The sequence below is a fragment of the Marinobacter sp. AC-23 genome (assembly GCF_001858325.1).
Lineage (GTDB): Bacteria > Pseudomonadota > Gammaproteobacteria > Pseudomonadales > Oleiphilaceae > Marinobacter.
In genome coordinates this window covers 123,945-148,383 of sequence record NZ_MBPP01000006.1, presented here as the reverse complement: position 1 = coordinate 148,383, position 24,439 = coordinate 123,945, and the positions used below count along the sequence as shown (strand labels likewise).

At 53.3% G+C, this 24,439-nt stretch carries 23 protein-coding genes, 2 tRNA genes and 5 pseudogenes; 3 read left to right on the top strand and 27 right to left on the bottom strand.

The genetic code is table 11. The features are described from left to right. Positions 1 to 75 precede the first annotated feature (75 nt). Positions 76 to 471, top strand: coding sequence for a glutaredoxin domain-containing protein (locus tag BCA33_RS04225; RefSeq protein ID WP_071263655.1), 396 nt, complete (start codon positions 76 to 78; stop codon positions 469 to 471). Positions 472 to 593: 122 nt separating this feature from the next. Here BCA33_RS04225 and BCA33_RS04220 read toward each other — a convergent pair whose 3' ends face one another. The 7 genes and pseudogenes from BCA33_RS04220 to BCA33_RS04190 all read right to left on the bottom strand — a co-directional run bounded on the left by BCA33_RS04220 (position 594) and on the right by BCA33_RS04190 (position 6,609). Then, positions 594 to 1,601, bottom strand: coding sequence for an NAD-dependent epimerase (locus BCA33_RS04220; protein WP_071263654.1), 1,008 nt, complete (start codon positions 1,599 to 1,601; stop codon positions 594 to 596). 27 nt (positions 1,602 to 1,628) lie between these two features. After that, positions 1,629 to 2,363 (bottom strand): TIGR04219 family outer membrane beta-barrel protein, encoded by a 735-nt coding sequence (locus tag BCA33_RS04215; protein ID WP_071263652.1) that lies wholly within the window; start codon positions 2,361 to 2,363, stop codon positions 1,629 to 1,631. 45 nt (positions 2,364 to 2,408) lie between these two features. Continuing rightward, a complete protein-coding gene (gene purC, locus BCA33_RS04210; protein ID WP_071263649.1) occupies positions 2,409 to 3,122 on the bottom strand; it encodes a phosphoribosylaminoimidazolesuccinocarboxamide synthase in 714 nt (237 codons plus the stop codon). A gap of 46 nt (positions 3,123 to 3,168) precedes the next feature. Continuing rightward, complete coding sequence (gene bamC / locus BCA33_RS04205; RefSeq protein ID WP_071263643.1) at positions 3,169 to 4,296, bottom strand: outer membrane protein assembly factor BamC; 1,128 nt, start codon at positions 4,294 to 4,296, stop codon at positions 3,169 to 3,171. Between the two features lie 47 nt (positions 4,297 to 4,343). Beyond that, positions 4,344 to 5,222, bottom strand: coding sequence for a 4-hydroxy-tetrahydrodipicolinate synthase (gene dapA, locus BCA33_RS04200; protein WP_071263640.1), 879 nt, complete (start codon positions 5,220 to 5,222; stop codon positions 4,344 to 4,346). A 65-nt stretch (positions 5,223 to 5,287) separates the two neighbouring features. Then, positions 5,288 to 6,366: pseudogene (locus tag BCA33_RS04195) on the bottom strand (AI-2E family transporter). A gap of 15 nt (positions 6,367 to 6,381) precedes the next feature. Continuing rightward, entirely contained in the window at positions 6,382 to 6,609 is a 228-nt protein-coding gene (locus BCA33_RS04190) for a sulfurtransferase TusA family protein (RefSeq protein ID WP_071263637.1), read from the bottom strand. 221 nt (positions 6,610 to 6,830) lie between these two features. Between BCA33_RS04190 and BCA33_RS04185 the strand changes: the two are divergent. Continuing rightward, positions 6,831 to 8,254: pseudogene (locus tag BCA33_RS04185) on the top strand (M48 family metalloprotease). Between the two features lie 2 nt (positions 8,255 to 8,256). On the opposite strand, the gene nadA reads toward BCA33_RS04185, so the two are convergent. The 15 genes and pseudogenes from nadA to aspS all read right to left on the bottom strand — a co-directional run bounded on the left by nadA (position 8,257) and on the right by aspS (position 19,495). Beyond that, positions 8,257 to 9,318: a quinolinate synthase NadA gene (nadA, locus tag BCA33_RS04180; RefSeq protein WP_071263633.1), complete on the bottom strand. Its 1,062-nt coding sequence runs from the start codon at positions 9,316 to 9,318 to the stop codon at positions 8,257 to 8,259. A gap of 227 nt (positions 9,319 to 9,545) precedes the next feature. Beyond that, positions 9,546 to 9,621, bottom strand: a tRNA-Lys gene (locus BCA33_RS04175). 72 nt (positions 9,622 to 9,693) lie between these two features. After that, positions 9,694 to 9,769, bottom strand: a tRNA-Lys gene (locus BCA33_RS04170). An 84-nt stretch (positions 9,770 to 9,853) separates the two neighbouring features. Beyond that, entirely contained in the window at positions 9,854 to 10,624 is a 771-nt protein-coding gene (gene ybgF / locus BCA33_RS04165; protein WP_071263630.1) for a tol-pal system protein YbgF, read from the bottom strand. A 27-nt stretch (positions 10,625 to 10,651) separates the two neighbouring features. Beyond that, positions 10,652 to 11,220: pseudogene (gene pal / locus BCA33_RS04160) on the bottom strand (peptidoglycan-associated lipoprotein Pal). A 67-nt stretch (positions 11,221 to 11,287) separates the two neighbouring features. Next, positions 11,288 to 12,568: a Tol-Pal system beta propeller repeat protein TolB gene (gene tolB, locus BCA33_RS04155; protein WP_254774176.1), complete on the bottom strand. Its 1,281-nt coding sequence runs from the start codon at positions 12,566 to 12,568 to the stop codon at positions 11,288 to 11,290. Between the two features lie 49 nt (positions 12,569 to 12,617). Beyond that, positions 12,618 to 13,400: a cell envelope integrity protein TolA gene (gene tolA, locus BCA33_RS04150; RefSeq protein WP_368087214.1), complete on the bottom strand. Its 783-nt coding sequence runs from the start codon at positions 13,398 to 13,400 to the stop codon at positions 12,618 to 12,620. Positions 13,401 to 13,456: 56 nt separating this feature from the next. Beyond that, positions 13,457 to 13,669, bottom strand: a complete 213-nt coding sequence (locus BCA33_RS22670; RefSeq protein WP_368087213.1) for a hypothetical protein — start codon at positions 13,667 to 13,669, stop codon at positions 13,457 to 13,459. A gap of 22 nt (positions 13,670 to 13,691) precedes the next feature. Continuing rightward, complete coding sequence (gene tolR, locus BCA33_RS04145) at positions 13,692 to 14,138, bottom strand: protein TolR (protein ID WP_071263625.1); 447 nt, start codon at positions 14,136 to 14,138, stop codon at positions 13,692 to 13,694. A gap of 34 nt (positions 14,139 to 14,172) precedes the next feature. After that, positions 14,173 to 14,862 (bottom strand): protein TolQ, encoded by a 690-nt coding sequence (tolQ, locus tag BCA33_RS04140; protein WP_071263624.1) that lies wholly within the window; start codon positions 14,860 to 14,862, stop codon positions 14,173 to 14,175. A gap of 3 nt (positions 14,863 to 14,865) precedes the next feature. After that, the gene (gene ybgC, locus BCA33_RS04135) at positions 14,866 to 15,345 is read right to left on the bottom strand and encodes a tol-pal system-associated acyl-CoA thioesterase (RefSeq protein ID WP_071263623.1); all 480 of its coding nucleotides are present in this window, start codon (positions 15,343 to 15,345) and stop codon (positions 14,866 to 14,868) included. Continuing rightward, positions 15,320 to 16,351: a Holliday junction branch migration DNA helicase RuvB gene (gene ruvB, locus BCA33_RS04130; RefSeq protein ID WP_071263622.1), complete on the bottom strand. Its 1,032-nt coding sequence runs from the start codon at positions 16,349 to 16,351 to the stop codon at positions 15,320 to 15,322. The genes ybgC and ruvB overlap by 26 nt, the downstream gene beginning before the upstream one ends. Positions 16,352 to 16,490: 139 nt before the next feature. Next, positions 16,491 to 17,119: pseudogene (gene ruvA, locus BCA33_RS04125) on the bottom strand (Holliday junction branch migration protein RuvA). Positions 17,120 to 17,149: 30 nt separating this feature from the next. Beyond that, the gene (ruvC, locus tag BCA33_RS04120) at positions 17,150 to 17,677 is read right to left on the bottom strand and encodes a crossover junction endodeoxyribonuclease RuvC (protein ID WP_071263621.1); all 528 of its coding nucleotides are present in this window, start codon (positions 17,675 to 17,677) and stop codon (positions 17,150 to 17,152) included. Positions 17,678 to 17,689: 12 nt separating this feature from the next. Beyond that, a complete protein-coding gene (aspS, locus tag BCA33_RS04115; RefSeq protein WP_071263620.1) occupies positions 17,690 to 19,495 on the bottom strand; it encodes an aspartate--tRNA ligase in 1,806 nt (601 codons plus the stop codon). 206 nt (positions 19,496 to 19,701) lie between these two features. Here aspS and fabR point away from each other — a divergent pair, with 206 nt between their 5' ends. Then, entirely contained in the window at positions 19,702 to 20,325 is a 624-nt protein-coding gene (fabR, locus tag BCA33_RS04110) for an HTH-type transcriptional repressor FabR (protein WP_071263696.1), read from the top strand. 14 nt (positions 20,326 to 20,339) lie between these two features. Here the strand turns inward: fabR and BCA33_RS04105 are convergent, their stop codons facing one another. The 5 genes and pseudogenes from BCA33_RS04105 to BCA33_RS04085 form a co-directional block, all read right to left on the bottom strand. Continuing rightward, positions 20,340 to 20,780: an HIT domain-containing protein gene (locus BCA33_RS04105; RefSeq protein WP_071263619.1), complete on the bottom strand. Its 441-nt coding sequence runs from the start codon at positions 20,778 to 20,780 to the stop codon at positions 20,340 to 20,342. Between the two features lie 21 nt (positions 20,781 to 20,801). After that, positions 20,802 to 22,141 (bottom strand): annotated as a pseudogene (locus BCA33_RS04100) (UDP-glucose/GDP-mannose dehydrogenase family protein). Positions 22,142 to 22,175: 34 nt separating this feature from the next. After that, entirely contained in the window at positions 22,176 to 23,174 is a 999-nt protein-coding gene (galE, locus tag BCA33_RS04095) for a UDP-glucose 4-epimerase GalE (protein ID WP_071263617.1), read from the bottom strand. A 6-nt stretch (positions 23,175 to 23,180) separates the two neighbouring features. Further along, positions 23,181 to 23,684: a tRNA adenosine(34) deaminase TadA gene (gene tadA, locus BCA33_RS04090; RefSeq protein WP_071263695.1), complete on the bottom strand. Its 504-nt coding sequence runs from the start codon at positions 23,682 to 23,684 to the stop codon at positions 23,181 to 23,183. A gap of 174 nt (positions 23,685 to 23,858) precedes the next feature. After that, positions 23,859 to 24,422, bottom strand: a complete 564-nt coding sequence (locus BCA33_RS04085) for a hypothetical protein (RefSeq protein ID WP_139172892.1) — start codon at positions 24,420 to 24,422, stop codon at positions 23,859 to 23,861. Between the last annotated feature and the right edge of the window lie 17 nt (positions 24,423 to 24,439).

Here is a 24,439-nt window from a genome sequence, read left to right as displayed (position 1 = left end):
ATACCCGAACCATACCCGTTTTGCTTTATACTACCGCCCCTCTCTAATGCACCAACCTTAAAAAAGGCCTAGTTAATGCGACTGGTTATTCGTTATTTTTTCCGGACGTTACGTCTTATTTTGACGCCCTTTGTACTGCTGAGCGAGAAGCTTGGCGGCGGCAAGCCACTGGAGCGGAGTGCCGAAGAGCAACAAAAGGTCGACGCAGCCTGCGATCAACTGGCGCTTTATCAGTTCAAGACCTGCCCGTTTTGCGTCAAGGTGCGCAAACAAATAGCACGGCTTAACCTGACCATTGAAAAGCGCGATGCCCAGCACAACGAGACACACCGTGCTGATTTAGAGCAAGGCGGCGGCAACATTAAGGTACCTTGCTTGCGAATTAAAAATGAAGATGGCAGCGAACAATGGATGTACGAATCCGGCGAAATCAATGCTTGGCTGGAACAGCGCTTTGGTAGAGCTGGCTGAACCAATACTTTACAGAGGCCGGGTCGCCTGATGAACCAGCACCTCAAGATGGTAGATCAGTTCGATTGATTACTCGGAGTTATATTGAGGGGCTTGTTATATCTGGGCACATGATTGCAGAGTCAGACTTGGTAAAACTCGCGGTACCAATCCACAAAGTTGGCCATGCCCTGCTCCACAGAAGTTTCAGGTTTATAACCCACATCGTTAATCAAGCCATCAATGTTGGCGTAAGTTGCCTGTACATCACCTGGCTGCATTGGTAGCAGGTTTTTTTGGGCTTTTTTACCCGTTCGTTCTTCAATAACTTCGATAAACCGGGACAACTCTACGGGGTTATTGCTGCCAATGTTGTATATACGATACGGAGCCTTGCTGATGCTTGGGTCGGGGGCTTCCCCACTCCACTCGCTGTTGGCAACAGCTACCTGATCGAGGGTACGGACAACACCTTCTACAATATCGTCGATATAAGTGAAATCCCGTTTGTGCTGGCCATGATTGAACACGTCAATCGGTTCGCCGGCAAGAATCTTTTTGGTGAAAATAAACGGCGCCATATCGGGGCGGCCCCAAGGGCCATAGACCGTAAAAAACCGCAGGCCAGTGGTGGGCAAGTCGTAAAGATGACTGTAAGTGTGCGCCATCAACTCATTGGCTTTTTTAGAGGCCGCATACAAGCTAAGAGGGTGATCGACGTTGTCGTGAACAGAAAATGGCATGGCCTCGTTAGCACCATAAACAGAGCTGCTTGAAGCGTATACCAGATGCTTCACCGTATTGTGGCGGCACCCCTCCAAGATATTCACAAAGCCAACTATATTAGCGTCTACATAAGCGTTGGGGTTTTCTATTGAATACCGTACACCTGCTTGGGCAGCGAGGTGTACGACACGCTCGGGGCGATGCTTTGCAAAGATATCAGCCATCACAGATCGATCTGCAATGTCTTGGCGCACCTCGGTAAAATTGGAGTGGCCGATCAAGCGCGCAAGCCGAGCTTCCTTGAGACTGACATCGTAATAATCGTTAACATTGTCAACGCCGATGACTTCGTCTCCCCGCTCAAGTAGCCGGTGCGCCAGCTGCGCACCGATGAACCCGGCAGTGCCCGTTACCAGAATCTTCAAGTCTTTCGCTCCTTGTTAAAGCGTTATTTAAAAAACAACACCCGCACTGACAAACGGCCCATCGATTTTTACGTCAAACGCGTCGCTGCCATCCTCGTAATCAATAGCCAGCTGTCGATAGCCGGCGCGCACCTGCAGCAAAGAGATACTGTACTGACCATACACATTGAAATCCCGCATGGAGTCACCGTCAAAGGCAATATAGTTACCTTCGGCGCCTACGGCTACACCTGTCAGCGGCAGATCGAAGCGGGCTGCGAGATAGCCCATAGGCAATACACCGTCTGCCTCGGTGCGGCTTACCTGGGAGGCGTTTGCAACGTTCTGCACCAGCAACTCACCCGAGAAGTCCCGCACGGTCACGCCCAGATCAAGATTTACCCAGTTGTCGAGAATCTCGTAGTACAAAGTGAGATCCAGTTGCTCCAGATCCAGATCTGACTGCACTGATGCACCCTCATCAATGTCGATATAGGAGTTGGTAAGCGTCCCTCTACCACTTTCCTGTATCAGCGTATAAGCCAGACGTACATTAGGCAGTATTGGTACCGGGTGCTCCAGATAAATGCTGGCATTTGCGTTGCCGTCATTTTTCATGTTCAACTCATTGTCTACACCAACCAGGCTGTTGCCAGACGATGCGGTCCCGGATGAATCTGAATCCCAATAGCTCACGCTGGCCCCGAGGCCAACAATATCGGCTTGAGCAAAAGGAGCGGCGAGAATTAAAGAGCTGCCTAAGGCAAGTGTCAGTTTACGCATAATCTACCTATATCGTTATTGTCTGTTTGGATTTATCGCTATTCATCAGTGGAAGTTGATGCCAAGGCGGCGGCCAACTTCCTCATAGGTTTCGATAACGTCGCCCAGCCCTTGGCGGAAGCGATCCTTGTCCATTTTTTTACGGGTTTCCTTATCCCATATACGACAGCCGTCCGGGCTAAATTCATCGCCCAATACTATCTCTGAGCCGCTACGCCCGAATTCCAGTTTGTAATCCACCAGTAGCATTCCGGCTTCATCAAACAGGGTTTTCAGTACGTCGTTCACCTTGTAGGTTAACTCTTTCATGCGCGCAAGTTCGGCTTCGTTCGCCCAGTTAAAACTTACCGCCAGAGATTCGTTAACCATGGGGTCGTGCAACGCGTCGTCTTTCAAAAATAACTCATAGGTTGGCGGAGTAAGTTCTTGCCCTTCTTCCACACCAAGACGGCGGCACAAGCTGCCAGCTGACACGTTTCGCACGACACACTCTACTGGAATCATATCCAGTTTCTTGACGAGTGATTCGGTATCAGACAAAACGCCTTCGAAGTGTGTTGGTACGCCCGCAGCTTCCAGCTTTTCCATGATGAACCCGTTAAAAAGGTTGTTCACCATTCCCTTACGATTCAGCTGTTCTTTCTTTTCGCCATCAAACGCCGAGGTATCATCCCGGAAGACAAGAACAAAGCGTTCCGGATCGTCCGTGTAGAACACGGATTTTGCTTTGCCAGCGTAAAGTTCTTCGCGTTTTTCCATTATAGTCTCCGAAACGGAGGCCCGCTTCGCGGGCACCCCTTCTGAATCAGTATAGGTAATCGAATAGCTGTGTCAGCAGATCCGCAGCACGCCTGTCACCGCTGTAGCCTTCGGCCTCTTCAGCAGTAACCTGCACCTGGCCGTCGCGCTCAACCAGGTTAATCGTGTGAGTGTGGCGAGCCTTCTCTTTATCGCTGAACCAACTGAACCAACCTGGGTCGCGCTCATCCACGGTGCGGAAATCGACAAAGAACCAACCTTCGCTGCGGTTCAAGTCAACTACCTCAATCTTCGATTCAAGGAGCGACCGGTTAACCTCCGCCCATGAGCGACCGTAATCGAGATCCATACGAATGGCCTGGGCCTCATCATTCTCGGTCACAAGCTTAACCAGCGGCTTGGCCACTATAACGGACGCAGCACGGGAGACCGACTTGCTCTCCTCACTCGCTTTCAGGAAATCGCCAAGATTGGCAAGAAGGCGCTTTTGTAACGCCAGTTGCTCGGCTGACGGCTCTGAAATGCCACGCCATGGAATCAACTCACTCGGCCACGGCGCGCTGTCATCCGCTGTGTTCTCCGACGTAAGCTTGCGAACTTGGATTTCGGTTGTTTTACGGCGAACACCGGGGGCAATACGAACCTGTAGTACAGCTTTAGGCTCGGCAGCGGTGGCTTCGGCGGGCGCACTTGGAAGCTCAAGAAGCTCGCGGGCGCGCATACTGAAGTTAGCCAACTCACTTTGCAGAAGCCCCAGTTGCGGGTTGTCGTGGGCAACACCCAAGCTCTGTTCGTTCATGTAGGCCGTTACGGCAGGCCAAATACGACCAGGTACATCATTTACCAGCAACCAGACTCGGCCATCGAGCTCTTCAACCACGTAGTTCTCTTCGAGAATTTCCGAGGTCATATCCGGTGGCTGGGGTATATCAGAGGGATACATTTTGCTGGCATCTGCCGAATTTATCTGGCGGATGGGCATTACCTGAGAAAACCGGGAATCATTTGCCGTTTCCGGCAGCTCCAGAGGGCTCCCCTCTTTGGCGTTCACATAACGCTCGGAGCGATCTTCAACCAGGCTGCACCCAGACATCACGGCCGCGATCACTAACCCGGATGCAATAGCCCGGTGGCGGAATGCAAAAAACTTACGGGTTCCTGTAAGAACCGGCATCGGCCTACTCTCTGTATGGGACTGTTTCGGGGTTGGTGTCAGCAAACTCAGAGTACACCCGAGACTTTCATTGCTTCTTCAACCTCGGCGTGGAACTTCTCACTGAACGGAGTCAGTGGCAGCCTTATACCTCCGCCTATCATATCCATACGCTGAAGCGCCCACTTAACCGGAATGGGATTAGCTTCAAGGAACAGCTTGCGGTTCAAAGGCATCAGAAGCTCATTCAATCGTTCTGTCTCTTCCCGATTGCCCGCAATGGCTGCGGCGCATAAGTCGGACATGCCCTTGGGTGCCACGTTCGCCGTAACGGAAACGTTGCCCTGCCCGCCCGCGAGCATCAGCTCAGCGGCAGTGGCGTCATCTCCGGAATAGACCGCAAGGCGACCGTCTAATGCTTGTATCAGCTCTGCACCCCGGGGAATATTGCCGGTGGCATCCTTGATGGCCACAATGTTCGGAATATCAGCCAGGCGCAGAACTGTGTCGTTGAGCATGTCGCAGGCTGTGCGCCCAGGCACGTTATAGAGCATCTGGCTTATGCCGGGCACCGCTTCAGCAATTGTTTTGAAGTGCTGATATAGGCCTTCCTGGGTTGGCTTGTTGTAATAAGGCACAACCAATAGACAAGCGTCTGCACCGAGCTTGTGTGCTTCGGTTGTCAGATGGATGGCTTCACGTGTGCTGTTACCACCCGTGCCGGCAATAACAGGGATGCGACCATTCACGCGTTTGATAATGTAACCAATTACCCGGCAGTGCTCTTTCTGATCGAGCGTTGCGGATTCACCGGTGGTTCCCACTGCAACGATACCGTTTGTACCGTTTTCCAAATGAAAGTCTACCAGTTTGTCCAGATCCTCCCAGTGAATGTCACCGTTTGGATGCATGGGCGTGACCAGTGCGACAAGGCTACCCGTAATCATAAAAGCTCCATCCGAATAAAATGGTAATGGTAATGTTGGTCACGAACTGACACAAGGGAATTAAATTACACTTGGCCTGAAGTCGTTGACGGTAGAGGCCCCTTCACCGGCCAGGCGGAGAACACGGCTTTCAGCATAGTAGCTAACGGGATGGCAAAGAAAACGCCCCACAGCCCCCAAATACCGCCAAAAAACAGCACAGAGATAATGATAACAACCGGGTGCAGGTTATTCACTTCTGAGAACAGCACGGGAACCAGCACGTTGCCATCAAGGGCCTGAATAACGCCGTATATCACCATTACCCAAATGAAGTGGCTACCCCAGCCGAAGGCAAACAGCGCAATCACCGCAACCGGTATAGTAACCACGGCGGCGCCAATGTATGGAATAACAACACTCAGACCAATCAACAGCGAAAGCAATGCTGCATAAGGCACACCCAGAAGTTTGAACGCGACATAAGTTGTGCCGCCAACGATCAGGATTTCCAGAGCCTTCCCCCGCACATAATTGGCACACTGCAGATTCACTTCATGCCAGATTTGCAGCATCATCGGGCGCTGAGGAGGCAGTAACCTGGAGATGGCGCCCAGCAGAACTTCCCGGTCCTTCAGGAAAAAGAACACAAGAATCGGCACAAGCACCATATAAATCAACAGCGCAACCAAATCGGGAATACTGGATAGTGAGAACGACACCAGCCATTGAGTGATATGCCCTACTTCCGTGTTCACCTGCTCGTAAAGACTGCTAACCGCCTGCACAGAAATAAGGTGCGGGTACTCATCGGGCAACAGCTCAAGGTAGGATTGCAGCTCGCCAATGATACGGGGCGCTTCGCCTGCAAGGTTGCTAACTTGGGTCCAGATGAGCGGCAGCAGCCCAAAAATGAACCTACGAGCACACCGAGAAACACCAGGAACACGCTTACGATGGCCAGGCCCTCAGGCACGCCCAGAGTGTTAAGCCGGGTAACCAGACCCTGTAGAATAAACGCTACAATGAGTGAGGCTATGGCCGGCGCAAGCATGGCGCCGAACCAGATGACGAAAACTGTACCGATCACCAGTATCAGAAAAAGGATGACCGCTTCGTCGTCTGAAAAGTATTTGTGCGCAAGTCCGCGTAAAATTCTAACCATTAAGAACTCCGGAAATTAACCGCCGCACTCTATCACAAACCAATACTGGCCATCAGTTTCCGACGAGTTCACCAAGCGGTGGCGGGACAACTCCAGAAAGGCCGGGATATCGCGAGCGGAGCCCGCGTCAGTGGCAATCACCTCAAGCTTTTCACCGGGCGCCATGCCATTGAGTTCCAGTTTTGTTTTCAACAGGGGCATTGGACAACGAAGCCCAGACGTATCCAGTGTACGATCAGCCATAAAAAAGATGCACCATTACAAGACATGGAATTCGCAAGGCGGCATTATGCCTCAGTGATACTGTATTGCATCACAATACCTGTTAATCAGCAGTTCCGGGTGTTCCACCGGAATTTCAACAGAAAACCGCTGTTGCAGGCGCGGTTCAAATCAGGAGCACACCACTTTACATGATTAACGTTCTTACAGAGTTTCGCGGTTACCGTAAGCTGTCAATCGCTATGGTATTTGCACTCTCATTTACGTCAAGCCCTGTCTCGACAGCACAAGACTCTCGGCTACCAAATATTGGAGGAGCCGGGGGCGGCCTTATTTCAGACCAACAAGAAAGCGATATTGGTCAGCAGGTTATGGTATCGATCCGGCGCTCTGCACCGCGCATAACGGATCCTCTCGTTTACGATTATCTGAGCTCCGCTATTTATCGACTGGTACCCTCTGCTCCGTTGGAGAATCGTGATCTTACACTTGCACTGATTGACAGCCCTGCCATCAACGCTTTCGCGGTGCCCGGTGGCATCGTCGGTGTTAACGGGGGCCTGTTTCTCAACGCCGCTACGGAGCAACAGTTTGCTTCTGTGCTTGCCCACGAGCTTGCCCACCTTAGCCAACGACACTTTGCACGCCGGCTTGAACAACAGGAAACCAGCGCGCCCCTCACCATTGCTGGGATGATTGCGGGCATTGTGCTTTCTGCAGTTACGCAATCTGATATAGGCATTGCAGCCATTGCAGGCACCCAAGCCTTGGCCATTCAGAACATGTTGCTTACAGCCGCTCCCACGAACAGGAAGCCGACCGGGTGGGGCTTGATATTCTGGCGTCCGCCGGAATGGACCCACAGGGAATGCCTGAAATGTTCGAAATCATGATGCGGCAAAACCGGTTACAGGGAAACAATATGCCGGAGTATCTCTCAACTCACCCCCTTACCCAGAGCCGGGTGGCTGATACCCGCAACCGTGCAGAGCAGTATCCCAAAAAATCGATCCAGGACGCACAGGAATACCACCTGATGCGCAGCCGCCTGCAAGTACACTACGCGGTCTCACCCGAGGTAGCAGTAAACACATTCGAAAACTATCTGAAGAAACCGGACGCGCAAAGCAATGAGGCGATTCGTTACGGGCTGGCAACTGCATACCTGAGTAACAACCAGTTTGAAAAGGCGACCAATGTTATTAACGAGCTGTTGGCCAGCAATCCGGGGCGGATAACGTTTCAGGTAACACTGGCAGAAATACGGATTCAACAGAAAAAACTCGACGAGGCGCGCGCACTGCTGAAAGACGCCCTTAGTCGAAACCCGGGCAACTACCCTATTACCTCCACCCTCGCAGATGTGGAAATTGCAGCCAGCAATGGCCCGCAAGCCGCTGAATATCTGGGGCAGCTGACCCGCAGAATGCCCCAACAGGAGCAGCTGTGGCTTCGCTTGGCAGAAGCAGAAGGCATGGCCAGGAACATCGTGGGGGTTCACCGTGCCCGAGCGGAATACGATGCACTGATGGGGGACCTGGAGTCGGCCCAGAGGCAGCTGAGGCAGGCTCAGGAGAAGTTGCCGGCAGGTTCAGCCCAGCGCCAGGTGGTAAGCGAGCGGCTGAGCGAAATCACCAGCCGCCTTCAAATGCACAAAAACAACTAAGTTCAGGCGTTACCAGCAGCTTTAAGGTTCATCCCTGCGGTGAAGTCCAACATGCGCCGCAGGGGCTTTAGGGCAGCCTCTCGCGTTTGTGCATCCACAAGTACTTCCTGGTCGCCATTTTCAATTACCTGAAGCAGGTTCTCCAAACCGTTCATGGCCATCCACGGACACTGGGCACAGCTCCGGCATGTGGCACCGTTGCCTGCCGTTGGTGCTTCAATGAGCGTTTTATTGGGCGCAAGCTGCTGCATTTTATAGAAAATTCCGTTATCCGTAGCAACAATAAATTGCTGGTTCGGTAACGTCTGCACTGCGTGAATCAGCTGCGATGTGGAACCGACCACATCTGCCATTTCAACCACCGCATCTGGAGACTCTGGGTGAACCAGAACGGCGGCATCCGGGTATAGGGCCTGAAGATCCCCCAAGCCGCGGTGCTTAAACTCTTCATGCACGATGCACGAACCATCCCATAGCAGCATGTCTGCGCCGGTGGTCTTTTGTACATAGTGGCCAAGATGTTTGTCTGGAGCCCAGAGGATCTTCTCTCCCCGGGAATCCAGATCTTCTACGATAGCCTGAGCGCAACTGGACGTTACAACCCAATCCGCGCGAGCTTTTACAGCAGCGGAGGTATTGGCATACACCACAACGGTACGGTCGCTGTGCTCATCGCAGAATGCTTGAAATTCATCTGCCGGGCACCCTACATCCAAAGAGCAGGTGGCCTCCAGAGTAGGCATCAAAACACGCTTTTCAGGGTTCAGTATCTTGGCGGTTTCCCCCATGAAACGAACGCCGGCCACAACCACAGTTGAGGCGGGATGCTGATTACCAAAACGGGCCATTTCCAGTGAGTCTGCCACACAGCCACCAGTTTCTTCCGCGAGGCGCTGGATGTCCGGATCTGTGTAATAGTGCGCCACAAGCACGGCGTCTTTTTCCTTGAGGGCAGCCTTGATACGGGCTTCAAGCCGCGCCTTCTCATCAGCGCTGAGCGGCTTAGGCTCCGCTGCATGGGCCAAGTGCTCCTGAACAAGGATTCGGTCTTCAGCTTTAGTCATGTACGGATACTCTCAATTACTTTGCCGTTACTTAGCACCAGTTACTTTCCACCAAATACGTCCCAAGTCTGAGTATATCATTTCAAACACGGGTAGCACTGTACGGACTATACCGAGTCTCACAACACCCCCCCTTGGTCGTAGGCCCAATCAACACATAAAAAAAAAGGACTGCATCTCTGCAGCCCTTTAACTTTCAATTCACTAACCGTTCAAAACGCTAAATATGGTGGGTCGTGATGGATTCGAACCATCGACCAATTGGTTAAAAGCCAACTGCTCTACCAACTGAGCTAACGACCCAAAACTTGTGACCAGTGCTTGGACCCTGATCGATTCCGTGGCGGCTCAGCAACTGCCCCGAAATATCGAATATGGTGGGTCGTGATGGATTCGAACCATCGACCAATTGGTTAAAAGCCAACTGCTCTACCAACTGAGCTAACGACCCAAGCGAGGCGCATATAGTAATGATTTTTCCCCGACGATCAACCCTTTCGCGCCATGTTTTTAATTATTTTTCTAATTCCCGGTTTTAGCCCTGACCTGAACCCAGATATTTTTTGGCCAGCCGGGCAGCTTCGCTCTTGGGATAATCATTTACGACCTGCTCCATCTGCCGGCGAGCTTCGGATTTCTCATCGAGCCGATCCAGCGTCACACCCAGCTTGTAGACCGCATCTGGCGCCTTGCGATGATCCGCGTAACGGGTTGCCACAATGGAGAACGCCTGGCGCGCCTGCTCAAGCTGAGGCTTTACAAGATACACTTCACCTAGCCAGTAATAGGCATTTACTGTCAGGTCCCCTTCGGGGTACTTGTCGATAAATTCATAAAGCTGGCCAATGGCTTGATCGTATTTTTTCTGATTATGGATAAGATCCTGAATGGCCTTGTATGCCTTGCGCTCTTCAGCCTCAGGTTGCCGATACTCTCGTACTTCGGCCGAGCTCTTATCCTCACCAGAGTCTCCACCTGCAACGTCGGAAGCCTTGGGTTGAGCCGACACCTTCTCTGAAAGATCAAGAATGCGCTGATCCAGATCGATGTAACGATCTCTGCCCTGGCTCTGCAACCGCTCTATGAGGTGTCGTTGCTCTTCAGTTTCGCCCTTAAGCCGCCTGACCTCGCCCTGAAGCTGCTGAATCATATAGAAGAGCTCAGACGTAGCCTGGTTAGTATTGGCCTTGCGCTGAACGTCTGAGGCACCGCCTTGGTATGCGGACGTAGATGACTGCGCCAGCGCAATTCCCGCCTGCCCGAGGGCAAGCGGAAAAATCACTGCCGCCATGAGCTGTTTTCTCATGGGTTTAACCTGATGTTGTGTGTGCGTTTACTCGAAAACGAGTTCCACACGGCGATTTTGTGCCCATGCACTCTCTGATGAGCCATAACCGCCGGCTTCTCTTCACCATAGCTTACGGTTTCCATCTGGCCCCGTGAAGCACCATTCACAACCAGGAAGCGCTGAACAGCATTTGCACGACGCTCACCTATGGCCAGGTTGTATTCCTTGGAGCCGCGCTCATCGCCGTGGCCTTCAAGACGCACATTCTGGCTTGGGTTGCTGGATAGATAACGGGCGTGGGCCATCAGTACGTCGCGAGCTTCCGGCTTGATTTCCGAGGTGTCGAAATCAAAATAGAATGTGGTGATTTCGCGCAGGGCTTCCAGTTCAGCCTGCTGCTGAATTTCCATGCGCTCTTCCTCAGTCATCGAAGAAGAAGAGATACCACCTTGATCGCTACCGCCATAAACAGTAGAGCCTTGATCCTGGTCGATGGGAGCAACGTCTGAGTCATAACCTCCGTCGTCCATGCTTTCACCGGTAGTACTACAGCCTGCGAAAAGGCCTACAGAGAACAAAAGGGCAATAACTTTGGTTTGAGCTGACAACTTCATGATTCATTCCTTTCCGTTGATTGACTTAATTTTTTACCTTTCAGGTGAATGCTTTTGCACCCACCCATTACCGAACAATAGGCCCCCAGGCCGGGTCACGGACGTCTCCCTCCGAGGCAGGAAGGCTATACGCAGCACCTCCGTCAGCCGAGATAACCGTCAGTACGCTTTTACCGCTTTGTTTGGTGGCATAGATCAGCATGCGGCCGTTTGGCGACACACTGGGGGACTCATCGGATTCTGTACGAGTGAGAACGGTTTCCTCATCGTTTTTAAGATTGGTGCGTGCAATGAGAAACGCACCATCGCGCTGATGTACGTAATACACATAATCACCTTTGCTGTCTGGGCGCGGGCGAGCGTTATAACGGCTACCAAATGTGATGCGTCGCGGCTCAGCACCGGGCTTTGCCATGTAGTAAATCTGTGGGCCGCCCGAACGATCTGATGTAAAGAATATGCCGTCATCGTTACTATCCCAGGCAGCCTCTGTATCAATCGCCCAGTGATTGGTAAGTTTTGTCACTTTCCGGGACTGAAGATTCATCTGATAGATCTCAGCGTTGCCATCTTTTGACAGAGTCATGAGTAGGGACTGCCCGTCGGACGACCAAGTCGGTGCTGAGTTCAGGCCCGGAAAGTCAGCCACTTTTGTGCGCTGCCCGGAATTCAGCTCATGAATGAATATGGCAGGCTTGCCGGATTCAAACGATACGTAAGCCAGTTTCTTGCCATCCGGCGACCATGCCGGGGAAAGAATAGGCTCTTTGCTCTCAAGACGAACCCTGGCGCGCTTGCCATCTATATCACTCACCTGCAACCGATAACGGGGTTGCCCGCTTGTCCTATCAAGGGTTACGTACGCAAGCTTGGTGGAGAAGGCTCCAGGAACGCCCGTGATAGCTTCGTACACTTTATCGCTGACGTGATGGGCCAGTGAACGTATATTCGATGCTGGCGCCGCGGCCGTTTCACCAAGAATTCGCTCTTCGCGGTTAACATCAAACAGCTCGTAACGCGCTTGTACCCTGTCGCCGTTGCGGGTTAGCTCACCCACCAGCACATAACGTTGCCCAAGCAGGCGCCAGTCCCGGAAATATACATCTGAGCGCTTTGATGGAAGGCTTAGCATTTTCTCCGGAGGCAATGGGCGAAACTCGCCGCTCATGGCCAGATCCGCCTGAACAATGCTGCTCAATTTATCCCCTGCTGGCATATTACCGCTTTCTGAAAATGGCACCACAGATACCGGAATAGCAGAGTCTGCCCCTTCGGTAATACGAATCAGCAATTCGGCCTGTACGCTGGTAGCGGCTACAAGCATTAAGGCGGCCGCCGCGAAAACCATTTTTGATAGCGTGAACGAAATTCTCTGTATCATGGAATTACCCGCTTCCTTATCTCAATCTGCGAGGATTGAATTCAATCGTAAACTGGCGGAAATAGGTTTCAAACGTGTCCCGCTCAGACGGCACCGGGTACCGGCTTAATGACTTGACGGCGCCCAGTGCAGAGTTATCAAATGCTGTATTGCCACTGCTTGCGACCAGTTTAACCCCGGCCAGTTCACCGGTTGGCAGCAATGTAATTTGCAACCGAGCAGTCATTTCTTCCGTGGCTGAAGAAGGCGGATACCAGGCCTGACTGAGGCGCTCACGGATCAACGCTTGATACTTCTGGCTCTCCGACAGCATTTGGGATTCTCGAGCTTTGGCAGCAGCGGCTTGTTTTCTGCGCTGCGCCTCTTCTGCGCGGGCCTTTCTGGCCTGATCGGCTTGAGCCTCCAGCTGCTTTTCCTGAAGCTTGCGCTCAGCATCTAGCCGCTTACGCTCAGCTTCCTTACGTGCCTGTTCTTCCTGCTTTTTACGCTCGGCTTCTTCGCGCTTACGCTGTTCTTCCTGGCGCCGCTTTTCCTCTTCCGCCTTACGTTTGGCTTCTTCCTGCTTTTTTTCCGCTTCAGCTTTGCGGCGCTCTCGCTCCTTAGCTTCCGCTTCTGCTTTCTGGCGCGCGGCTTCTTCTTTTCGAGTCTTTTCAACCTTACGTTCTTCCGCCTTGGCCTGCTCGCGCTTTTGCTCTTCAGCTTTTTGCTTGGCGTCTTCGCGCTTCTTCTGCTCTGCCGCCTTACGCGCCTCTTCTTCTTTCTGGCGCTTCTGCGCTTGCGCCTGCTTTTGCTTCTCCAGCTCCTTTTGCTCTTCCTCTCGATCCGGCTGATCTACCGGCTGATCTACCGGCTGATCTACGGCTCAACTACAGGGCTTGGCTCGGGTTTTTGCTGGGTGATAAGGCGAGCAGACACGCTGTTGGGCGGCGGCTCCTGGATAGCCGACGACCACGACCAGCCTGCAAGGGCGACACCGGCGATAAGCAGGTGTAAAGCAAGCGACAGCGCGAATGGCGACTTCCAAGCCGGCACGCCGGTACTGGTAAATTCCCGTTCCTGACCTGTCACAACAATTCCGCCTGCTCTTTTCTCACGTTTCGTCCGGGAGCGTATCGGTAATCAGACCAATGCTAGTTGCCCCCGCTCCCTGAAGCGCTGCCATCAACCTAACCACAGTGCCGTACTCCACATTCTCGTCACCGCGCACAAGTATGTCTCTGGATGTTCTCTGTGACAGGATTTTGGCCACCTGTGCACGAACCTCCGCAAGAGGCATAGGGTCGCTGCCCTTGTCGCCAACCTCAACATAATAAGCACCGTTGGAATCCACCGATACAATGATGGATTCCACATTTTTATCGGCCTGAATAGGATTAGATGCGGTCTCTGGGAGATCTACTTTTACACCCTGAGTAAGCATGGGTGCCGTGACCATGAAAATAACCAACAGCACCAGCATCACGTCGATGTATGGAACGACGTTAATTTCCGCCATCGGCTTGCGCCGATTTTCGGGCATCATCCCCATACCTTTCATAGCGCTGTACTCCGGCTGTTAACGGGAAACGTCATTACGCTGCGCCCTTGTCGGCACTGTGAACACGACGATGCAGAATGCTGGAGAACTCATCAGCAAAGGTTTCGTAATTCTTCAGAAGCGCATCCGACTTTGAGGAGAACCGGTTGTATGCGATGACCGCAGGGATAGCAGCAAACAGGCCCATAGCGGTCGCAATCAGCGCTTCTGAAATACCGGGCGCCACCGTGGCCAGCGTGGCCTGCTGAACCTGCGCCAGACCACGAAACGAATTCATGATGCCCCACACGGTACCGAACAGGCCGACATACGGACTGGTTGAGCCCACTGTGGCAAGAAACGGCAGATGAGCCTCAAGGCGCTCTTGCTCCCGGGAAAATGCAACTCGCATGGCTCGCTGAGTTCCGTCCATAACGGCATCTGCATCACGGCTTTGCTGGCGCAGCCGAGAAAACTCTTTGAAGCCGGCACGAAATAGCGATTCCATTCCTGAGAACGGCGTTGGCTCAGCGTTCACTTCACGATAGAGCTGACCCAGATCCATGCCGGACCAAAACCGCTCTTCAAACGCGAGCTGCGCCTGTCGAGCCTTGCGAAATACCTGAAAGCGCTGAAAAATAAGCGCCCAAGACATGACCGATGCGGCGGCAAGTAGCAACATAACCAGTTGCACCAACACACCGGCATTTGAAATCAGACTCCAGACCGACAGTTCCGAATCCACCACTTACTCCTGGATTATTTCGTGTTTTGTTTCAGGATATTGCTTGCTCTGCTCGAGCAGCTCCCGCATGTTTTCCGGCAAACGCCTTGGCCGCCCGCTATCGAGGGCTACGCAGGCAACTCTCACTTCTGCTTCACACAACTGCTTTCTATCTCGCACCCGCACGACCCGCTGCCGAAACGTCATCCACACCCGGCCAAATGCTATTGGCTCTGCGGTTACAGTGAGCTCATCATCAAGCACTGCAGGCACGGCATAGTGAATCGACAGGCGCTGCACAACGTAGCTTATGTTGTCAGCCAGCCCGGCCCGCAGCCCCACTCCACAGCTGCGCACCCACTCTGTACGGGCGCGCTCCATGTAATGGAGATACCGGGCATGAAATACAATGCCTCCGGCGTCTGTATCTTCAATGTATACCCGCACAGGCCATGCGAACGTTGCCGGGCTTTGGCCATCACTCAAGGGAGCCTCCTGCAGTATCCGGGTTCACCCTTGCAATACCGAAGTGCTGATACGCATGGGATGTCACCATACGGCCTCTAGGCGTACGCAACATAAAACCTTGCTGAATGAGAAAGGGCTCCAGCACATCCTCAATCGTACCCCGCTCTTCGCTGATCGCGGCGGCAAGGCTTTCAACGCCGACCGGGCCGCCATCAAACTTTTCAATCATCGCCAACAGTAAGCGCCGATCCATATGATCGAAGCCTTGCCCATCAACCTTCAACATATTCAAGGCTTGGTCTGCAATTCCTGCATTAATGTGGCCGTCTGCCCGCACTTCCGCGTAATCCCTAACCCGTCGCAACAGCCGATTGGCTATTCGAGGCGTCCCCCGGGAACGGCGAGCTATTTCGTGGGCACCTTCTTCATCAATATCAACGCCTGAAAGGCGCGCGGAACGCATAATAATATGCGTAAGATCCGCCGTATTGTAGAACTCCAAGCGCTGCACAATGCCGAAACGATCCCGCAGAGGCGATGTCAGTAGTCCGGCCCGGGTGGTTGCGCCAACCAAAGTAAACGGCGGCAAATCCAGCTTGATCGAACGTGCTGCAGGGCCTTCGCCGATCATAATATCCAGCTGATAGTCTTCCATCGCGGGATACAGGATTTCTTCCACCACAGCGCTCAGTCGGTGTATTTCATCAATAAAGAGAACGTCGCCCTCTTCAAGATTAGTCAGCATTGCTGCCAAATCCCCGGCTTTCTCAAGCACCGGCCCGGAGGTGGTTTTTATAGCCACCCCCATCTCATTAGCAATAATGTTGGCAAGTGTGGTTTTGCCCAACCCTGGAGGGCCGAAAATCAGGACATGATCCAGCGCTTCCTGGCGGCCGCGAGCCGCAGAAATAAAGATGTCCATCTGTTCCCGCACAACGGGCTGTCCCACATACTCCGAAAGCAACGTGGGTCGGATAGCGCGATCCTGCACCTCTTCGTTGTCACCGGCCCGGGCTGAGATCAGTCGGTCGGATTCAATCATGTACTTATCCGCTTATCGGGAATCAATAGACTGCCACTTGAAACCAAAAGTGACCCAATTGTACAAACAGCCACCTGCGTGTCACGTTACGCTCTCTACAGGTTTGGCGCCACACAGGCGACATATTAAAGTCACGTCATCAAGCAGGGATCATATTGCGCAGAGCCAAGCGAATCAGGGTTTCGCTGGACATGCCCTCTTCCGACACCCTGGTAATAGCCCGTGCAGCCTCCTGAGGTTTGTACCCAAGGGCGATGAGCGCAGCTTCTGCTTCGTCGACGGGTTTGTGTGAGTGCGCCGAAGCCTGGCGGGCTTTTATTCCAGAAACCTCTGAGTGCGCAGACCCAGGCACAAACTGCCCTTCCAGCTGTTTGATGCGGTCTGTCATCTCGATTAACAGGCGCTCCGCTGTTTTCTTACCAACCCCCGGAAGCTTAACCAGTGAGTTGATATCTCGCCCCTCCACACAGCGAATAAACTGTTGAGCGTCCAGACCAGACAGTATGCCGGTGGCCATTTTTGGGCCCACGCCGTTAACCTTGATCAGTAACCGAAACAAGTCACGATCAAGCCGTGACGCAAACCCAAACAGGCTCTGAGCGTCTTCGCGTACCGCAAAGTGTGTATGAAGGGTAACCTCCTGCCGGTTTCTGGCAGATGAAAGAAGGTGGTGTAAGGAATATCAACTTCGTAACCCAGGCCGCTGCATTCAACAAGCGCCTGCCCAGGTGTTTTTTCAACCAAAATACCTCGGATACGACCTATCAAGGATTGCCTCCTGCCGCTCTGCAGAGCAGTTTATTGTTGTCGCACGCGCCCGCTGCGGGCTTTACCCGCACCGCCTGCCACTTTCAAAATGCTTTGATTCATGTGCGCATGACACAGGGCGATAGCCAAGGCATCGGCTGCATCTTCTTGGGGTTTGCGAGAAAGTGACAGCAACACTTGCACCATATGCTGTACCTGGGATTTATCGGCGCCACCCTTGCCCACCACGGCCTGCTTTACCTGCCGAGCCGAGTATTCATGCACCGCCAGCCCACTGGTGGCAGCACCGACAATAGCGGCGCCACGGGCTTGCCCAAGCTTGAGTGCGGAATCTGGGTTGCGGGCCATGAACACCTGCTCAATGGCAAATTCCTGCGGCCGGTATTCAGTAATCAAACTCACCAGGCTTTGAAAAATGATTTTCAGGCGCTCCGGCATGGGCTTTTCACCCATGCGGATACAGCCGCTGTCGATGTATTCTATGTGCCGGCCATCAACCCGGATAATCCCGTAACCGGTGATCCTTGAGCCGGGGTCGACACCCAGAATAATCGCCACATCAGTGCCTGCTTATGTTTCTTCGGTTTCGGAAGCCTGGTTGTCAGCCACTTTTGCCGGTTTTTTGCGCAGGCGAATGTTCAGCTCACGTAGTTGCTTTTCGTCTACCTCACCCGGTGCCTGGGTCATCAGACAGGTTGCACTCTGGGTTTTCGGGAACGCAATTACATCACGGATAGAGCTGGCGCCTGTGAGCAGCATGATCAAGCGATCCAGGCCCAAGGCTAAGCCACCGTGAGGTGGGCACCCGTACTTGAGGGCGTCGAGCAGGAAGCCGAACTTGGCGCGGGATTCTTCCTCGCCAATGCCCAGAATGCGGAACACTTCCTGTTGCATCTGCTCGCTGTGGATACGCATAGATCCGCCACCCAACTCGGTGCCATTAAGAACCATGTCGTAAGCACGGGACAAAGCCGTTGCAGGGTTTGCCGCCAGCTCTTCCGAGCTGCAGCTAGGCGCTGTAAAGGGGTGGTGAATAGCCGTAAACCCGCCATCTGGCAGCTCTTCGAACATGGGGAAATCCACAACCCACATGGGCGCCCATTCAGAGGTCAACAAGTTAAGATCGTGACCAACGCGAATACGCAACGCGCCCAAAGCTTCGTTTACAACCGTGGTCTTGTCGGCGCCGAAGAACACGATGTCGCCGTCCTCAGCTCCCGTGCGCTCGATCACAGCCATGGCAACGTCATCACCAAGGAACTTGACGATGGGTGACTGCAGGCCTTCCACGCCCTTGGCCAGATCGTTCACCTTGATGTAAGCCAAACCTTTGGCGCCGTATATGCCAACAAATTTGGTGTATTCATCGATCTTCTTGCGGCTCAGCTCGCCACCTTTAGGGACACGCAGAGCGGCTACACGGCCCTTCGGGTCCTTGGCAGGGCCAGCAAATACTTTAAAATCGACACCAGCAACCAGATCACCCACATCTTGAAGCTCAAGTGGAATACGCAGATCCGGCTTATCACTGCCGAATCGATCCATAGCTTCGGAGTATGGCATGCGCGGGAATGCCGGCAGTTCAACGTTCATCACATCTTTAAACAGAGCGCGGATCATGCCCTCGTTCAGGTTCATCAAGTCTTCTTCGTCTACAAACGACGCTTCGATATCCACCTGGGTAAACTCAGGCTGGCGATCCGCACGCAAATCTTCATCGCGGAAGCATTTTGCGATCTGGTAATAACGATCTACGCCAGACACCATCAGCATTTGCTTGAACAGCTGGGGCGACTGCGGCAACGCAAAGAACGAGCCTTCATGGGTACGGCTAGGCACCAGATAATCGCGTGCGCCTTCAGGCGTAGCGCGGGTCAGGATGGGGGTTTCCACATCCATAAATCCGTTGCTGTCGAGGTGGTTGCGGATATAGCTGGTTACCCGTGAGCGAAAGCGCAAACGATTGAGCATTTCCGGGCGACGCAGATCAATGAAGCGATAGCGCAGGCGCACATCCTCACCTACGTCTACATGCTCATCCAGTGGGAAAGGTGGCGTTGCTGCGGCGTTCAGGATAGTGACTTCCTTGCCCAGCACTTCAACCTGGCCCGTAGGCATGTTGCTGTTCTCAGTGCCTGCCGGACGACGACGCACAAGACCTTTGATCTTAACCACGTATTCGCTGCGCACCTTTTCGGTAAGCGCAAAGCTTTCAGCAGTATCCGGGTCTACTACAACCTGAGATATGCCATCCCGATCTCGCAGATCCAGGAAGATAACCCCACCATGGTCACGGCGGCGGTGTACCCATCCGCAGAGTGTAACTTCCTGATCGATGTGGGATTCGTTGATCCCACCGCAATAATGACTGCGCATACCGGTTCCCGTAGTGTCTGGTGTCTGAGATTAATGTTGATGTCTGGCCCGCCAAATCAGGCAGAAACCATACTGGAAAAGCCCATCATTATAAACATAATGGCGCGGGAAATCAGGCGTGTTTACCCCCAAATGAAAGGGTTCGAGTGACTCCCGGTAGGCAGGTCGCTAGAATGCAGCGTCAATACGTCATTGGAGCCGCTATCTTGTCTACCAGAGCTGAGCAGAAACTTCTCACCCGGCGCTCCCTTATGGACTCCGCCCTCGCCCAATTAAGCGCGGATCGCGGATTTGGGAGCCTGAGCCTGCGAGAAGTCGCCCGGGAGGCCGGTATCGCGCCAACGTCTTTCTACCGACATTTTGCGGATCTTGATGAGCTGGGGTTAGTGTTGGTAGATGAAGGGGGCGTGGCCTTACGGCAGCTTATGCGCCAGGCCCGCAAGCGAATCGCCCGAAATGGCAGTGCTATTTCTACCTCTGTAGAAACCTTTATGGAATACCTCGGCAACAACGCCAACCTGTTCCGGTTGATGCTCCGGGAGCGCACTGGTGGCTCCAAACCCTTCCGAACAGCGATTAAAGCCGAAATTGATCACTTCGTTACAGAGCTTGCGGACGATTTACGGCGTTTTGCGGAAGAGCAGCGGAAACCGCTTTCTGATGCACGGCTCGTTGCGGAGGCGATGGTCACTCTGGTGTTCAATCAAGGGGCAGACGCGCTGGATGCAACGCCGAAAGAGCGGGAAGAGCTGAAGATCAAGCTGAAAACAGAACTGAGGATGATCCTGATCGGCTCTCAGCGACTAGCCAAGCATTCGGCTCTCCGATAGCCAGCAATAGCAGATTACGCCGCTGAATCGTCGCCCAACCGGGACAATATCGGCGCGAGGGATCGTTTAACTTCCTCCAATTGCTCTTCATCGTAAGGAATCGGCGGCTGCTTTCCCCACACAGGGCCAGGCCAAGCCGGATCACCCTCAAAGCGGACAATGTGATGCAGATGCAACTGGGGAACCATGTTTCCCAGCGCAGCCACATTCATCTTGTCGCCACCAAATGCTTCCATCATGCCTCGACTGAGCGCCGAGGATTCCTGAATCAACAGGTGCTGTTGCTGCGGGCTTAACTCGTAGATTTCACGAATGCCGGCAAGTGCCGGCACCAGCAGAACCCAGGGCCAGGTCTGATCGTTCATCAGCCGGACGTCACATAAACGGCTATGGCCAAGACTGATGGTATCTGCCGCCAGCCGTTCGTGAAGACAGTATTCCTTGCCCTGCGTCATGGTCACACCTTGTTTTATTGATCAGGTATCGAACTGGTTACGGCCGCGCCCAATAGCGTAATAAATCAGGCCGTGACGTTTCAGCATGTCCGGCTCATAAAGATTTCTGCCATCAAACACCACGGGCTCACGCAAAGACGATGCAATCGCGGCAAAATCCGGTGAGCGGAACTCTTTCCATTCGGTACAGATGGTTAGCACATCTGCGCCGCGAAGCGTCTGCTCTTTGGTGCCGCAAAGCGTTAAGCCATCGTGGTCACCATAGATGCGCTGGGTTTCTTCCATGGCCTCTGGGTCAAACGCCTGCACCTTCGCGCCAGCCTTCCATAGGTTTTCCATGAGTGTGCGGGCAGAAGCTTCGCGCATGTCGTCGGTATTCGGCTTAAAGGCCAGCCCCCAGATAGCAACCACTTTACCTTTCAGATCCCCACCGAAATAGTGACTGATCTTATCGAACAGCACGTGCTTCTGAGCGTAGTTAACCGCCTCAACGGCATTCAGCAAGCGCGCATCATAGCCACAATCTGCCGCTGTGCGTGCCAGCGCCTGCACATCCTTGGGAAAGCAGGAACCGCCGTAACCACAACCAGGGTAAATAAAGTGATAACCGATTCGTGGATCTGAGCCAATGCCACGACGTACCGCTTCAATATCGGCACCCAGCGTTCAGCCAGGTTAGCAATCTCATTCATGAAGCTGATCTTGGTGGCCAGCATGGAGTTGGCTGCGTACTTGGTCAGCTCCGCAGACCGGATGTCCATGAAGATCATGCGGTCGTGGTTGCGGTTAAACGGGTAATACACTTCCCGAAGTACATCTGCCGCTTTATCGCTGTCTGTGCCGATAATGATGCGATCCGGCTTCATGAAATCGTTGATCGCCGCGCCTTCCTTCAGGAACTCGGGGTTGGAGACCACATCAAACTCAAGCTCCAGGCCACGGCTATCGAGCTGGGCACGAACCGCTGTTTTGACCTTGTCTCCGGTACCTACAGGCACTGTGGACTTGTCCACAATAACCTTATAGTCGTCCATGTACTGGCCGATAGATTTAGCGACAGCTGTTACATACTGCAGATCTGCCGAGCCGTCTTCGTCTGGTGGCGTACCAACCGCGATAAACTGGAGGGTGCCGTGCTGAACGGCCGCCTTCACATCCGTGGTAAACGCCAGGCGCCCAGCTTCCACGGTGTGCTTTACGATGTTTTCAAGACCCGGCTCAAAGATGGGAATTTGCCCGTTCTTCAGCTTTTCAATTTTTGCCTGGTCAACATCCATGCAGAGTACATCATGGCCGACGTCGGCCAGACAAGCTCCGGTAACAAGCCCGACGTAACCGGTACCAAAAATCGTTATTTTCATCCGTTAAATCCCGACATTTTAATTTAAAAACAGTTTATTGCTGGCCAGCCGCATCTTTCTTCTTCTGCCAGACAGCTTCCCAGGCCAACGCAGTACCAACAATCGTTTCCAGATTGTCATAGGCAGGTTGCCAGCCGAGGGTCTTTTTAATCAGTGTATTATCTGCCATCAACGCAGCTGGATCGCCGGCCCTGCGGCCGGCCTCAGTTACCGGGAAATCGACACCGGATTGCTTGCGCACCACATCAATGACTTCACGCACGGTAAACCCACGGCCATAGCCGCAGTTCATAACCTTCGACTCGCCACCACCGGCCATATAATCCAAAGCCATCACATGGGCACTGGCGAGATCTTCCACGTGAATATAATCGCGCACGCAGGTGCCATCGCTGGTGTCATAGTCGGTGCCAAACACACTCATGCCATCACGCTGCCCGGTTACACACTCACAAGCCACCTTGATCAGGTGAGTGGCTTCCGGTGTCGCCTGGCCCAGCAAGCCGTCAGGGTTAGCACCGGCCACGTTAAAGTAACGCAGGACAACGTAATTAAGATCGGAAGCAGCTGCGAGATCCATGATCATCCGCTCGCTCATCATTTTGGATGCGCCATAGGGATTGATTGGATCAAGAGGGAGATCCTCCGCAAGCACCGTCTGCTCGGGCATACCATAAACCGCAGCCGTTGAGGAAAACACCATGTATGGCACTGTGTACTTATCGACGGCCTTGAGCAGGTTCAACGTATTACGGGTGTTATTGCTGTAATACTTCAGGGGATTGGCAACAGATTCTGGCACGACTATGTTGGCGGCAAAGTGCAAAACTGCGTCAAACCGGTGATTGGAGAACACCTGATCGATTTCGGCTTCGTTCGCCAGGTCTCCCTCCACCAACTCGCCAGCCGTCACGGCCCAACGGTAACCTGTGGAGAGATTGTCGAAAACGACAATGTCATGCCCTGCTTCAGCCAATTGACGAACAACATGGCTACCGATATATCCGGCGCCGCCGGTTACCAATACTTTCATGCAGAATTACTCCTTCCCTGAATCTTGTTTGCGCCGCTGCCGGATTTCGGCGCGCCGGCGGCTGAAAAAGTCGCTGATAATCTGGCTGCAATCATCTTTCAGGATGCCACCTACCGTTTCCACTTGCCAGTTCAGGTGGGGCTCATCCAAGGTGCGTCGAGCGGATTCAACCGCCCCTGCCTTCGGCTCAGAAGCACCATAAACAAGGCGACTGATTCGACTGTGGACAATGGCGCCAACGCACATAGTGCAGGGTTCCAGGGTGACATAAAGCGTTGCCCCGGTCAGACGATAATTCCCTTCCCGTGCCGCAGCATCGCGCAATGCGCAGACCTCCGCGTGGGCAGTGGGGTCGCAGCCGGTAATCGGTGTATTGAAGCCCGTGCCGAGTTCTTTGCCATCACGAACGACAACAGCACCGACGGGCACCTCGCCCACGGAAGCCCCGCGGGTTGCCAAGGTAAGCGCACGGGCCATCCAGTACTCGTCAGTGTTCTGTATATCCGGCATAAACGCAGCTCTGCTGATAGCGCCCTGTACAAATATGATACTGGCTAGCCCAAGAAGCGCCACGAAAATACCATTATTCGGTTTTTTTACCAAGCGATCCGCATGGACGGCTTCAGTGGAAACTCCCCACGAGCTCAGTCCTACGCTTTAACCTTCATTAGCTTCCGGTCATTCTCAAGAGGCAATCTGGAAAAGCTCATCAACATCGATCCAGCCGCTCTTGTCTGGATCGTGCGCGCTCAGCGTCGTCTCGAGTATCCGATGTATAAGAACCCTCGTGCTGAGCATCATCCTTAATCTGAACATGACGGTAAGCGCGACAGACCGCCACTCAGGTGCAACATCTCTGTTTTTGTCTTCGCGCTGTTGCTGATGATCACCCATCGCGATCTTTGCGAATTTCTCTTCAAGGGGTTCCGTCGAAAGAGCTGGAGGAATAGGCAGCAGCTGCCGAACCAGCTGTTCATCGAAGGGGATTGGTCGCGCTGTTATAACGATCCTGGCACTGCGCAGATGGGTTCCGATGCCCTTTATCAAACGTTTGAGCGCGCGCTCAAACGAGCCACGACTTAACTTCAGCTCATCAATCGAATCTAGAAAAAATGCAGGCTCGCCTTCCTCCCATGTCGTTCCTCGCGACCATCCCAGGCCGGCGAAAAGGGAATGCTGATCCGCTTCACCAACCTTTCCGTCTGGAATGTTTTGGAAGGTTCGTTCAATCATTTTTAGTGCATCCATTGTATTTCAAGCAGAAA

Coding starts and splice junctions, on each gene's coding strand:
- BCA33_RS04105 (WP_071263619.1), bottom strand. CDS start 20,780: ATGACGCAGGGCAAGGAATACTGTCTTCACGAACGGCTGGCGGCAGAT.
- tadA (WP_071263695.1), bottom strand. CDS start 23,684: ATGCCGGATATACAGAACACTGACGAGTACTGGATGGCCCGTGCGCTT.
- galE (WP_071263617.1), bottom strand. CDS start 23,174: ATGAAAGTATTGGTAACCGGCGGCGCCGGATATATCGGTAGCCATGTT.
- dapA (WP_071263640.1), bottom strand. CDS start 5,222: ATGATTACGGGTAGCCTTGTCGCACTGGTCACGCCCATGCATCCAAAC.
- BCA33_RS04225 (WP_071263655.1), top strand. CDS start 76: ATGCGACTGGTTATTCGTTATTTTTTCCGGACGTTACGTCTTATTTTG.
- nadA (WP_071263633.1), bottom strand. CDS start 9,318: ATGACTAAAGCTGAAGACCGAATCCTTGTTCAGGAGCACTTGGCCCAT.
- BCA33_RS04190 (WP_071263637.1), bottom strand. CDS start 6,609: ATGGCTGATCGTACACTGGATACGTCTGGGCTTCGTTGTCCAATGCCC.
- BCA33_RS04215 (WP_071263652.1), bottom strand. CDS start 2,363: ATGCGTAAACTGACACTTGCCTTAGGCAGCTCTTTAATTCTCGCCGCT.
- purC (WP_071263649.1), bottom strand. CDS start 3,122: ATGGAAAAACGCGAAGAACTTTACGCTGGCAAAGCAAAATCCGTGTTC.
- tolR (WP_071263625.1), bottom strand. CDS start 14,138: ATGAAAGGTATGGGGATGATGCCCGAAAATCGGCGCAAGCCGATGGCG.
- tolB (WP_254774176.1), bottom strand. CDS start 12,568: ATGGTTTTCGCGGCGGCCGCCTTAATGCTTGTAGCCGCTACCAGCGTA.
- ruvB (WP_071263622.1), bottom strand. CDS start 16,351: ATGATTGAATCCGACCGACTGATCTCAGCCCGGGCCGGTGACAACGAA.
- ybgF (WP_071263630.1), bottom strand. CDS start 10,624: ATGAGAAAACAGCTCATGGCGGCAGTGATTTTTCCGCTTGCCCTCGGG.
- aspS (WP_071263620.1), bottom strand. CDS start 19,495: ATGCGCAGTCATTATTGCGGTGGGATCAACGAATCCCACATCGATCAG.
- bamC (WP_071263643.1), bottom strand. CDS start 4,296: ATGCCGGTTCTTACAGGAACCCGTAAGTTTTTTGCATTCCGCCACCGG.
- BCA33_RS04085 (WP_139172892.1), bottom strand. CDS start 24,422: ATGGATGCACTAAAAATGATTGAACGAACCTTCCAAAACATTCCAGAC.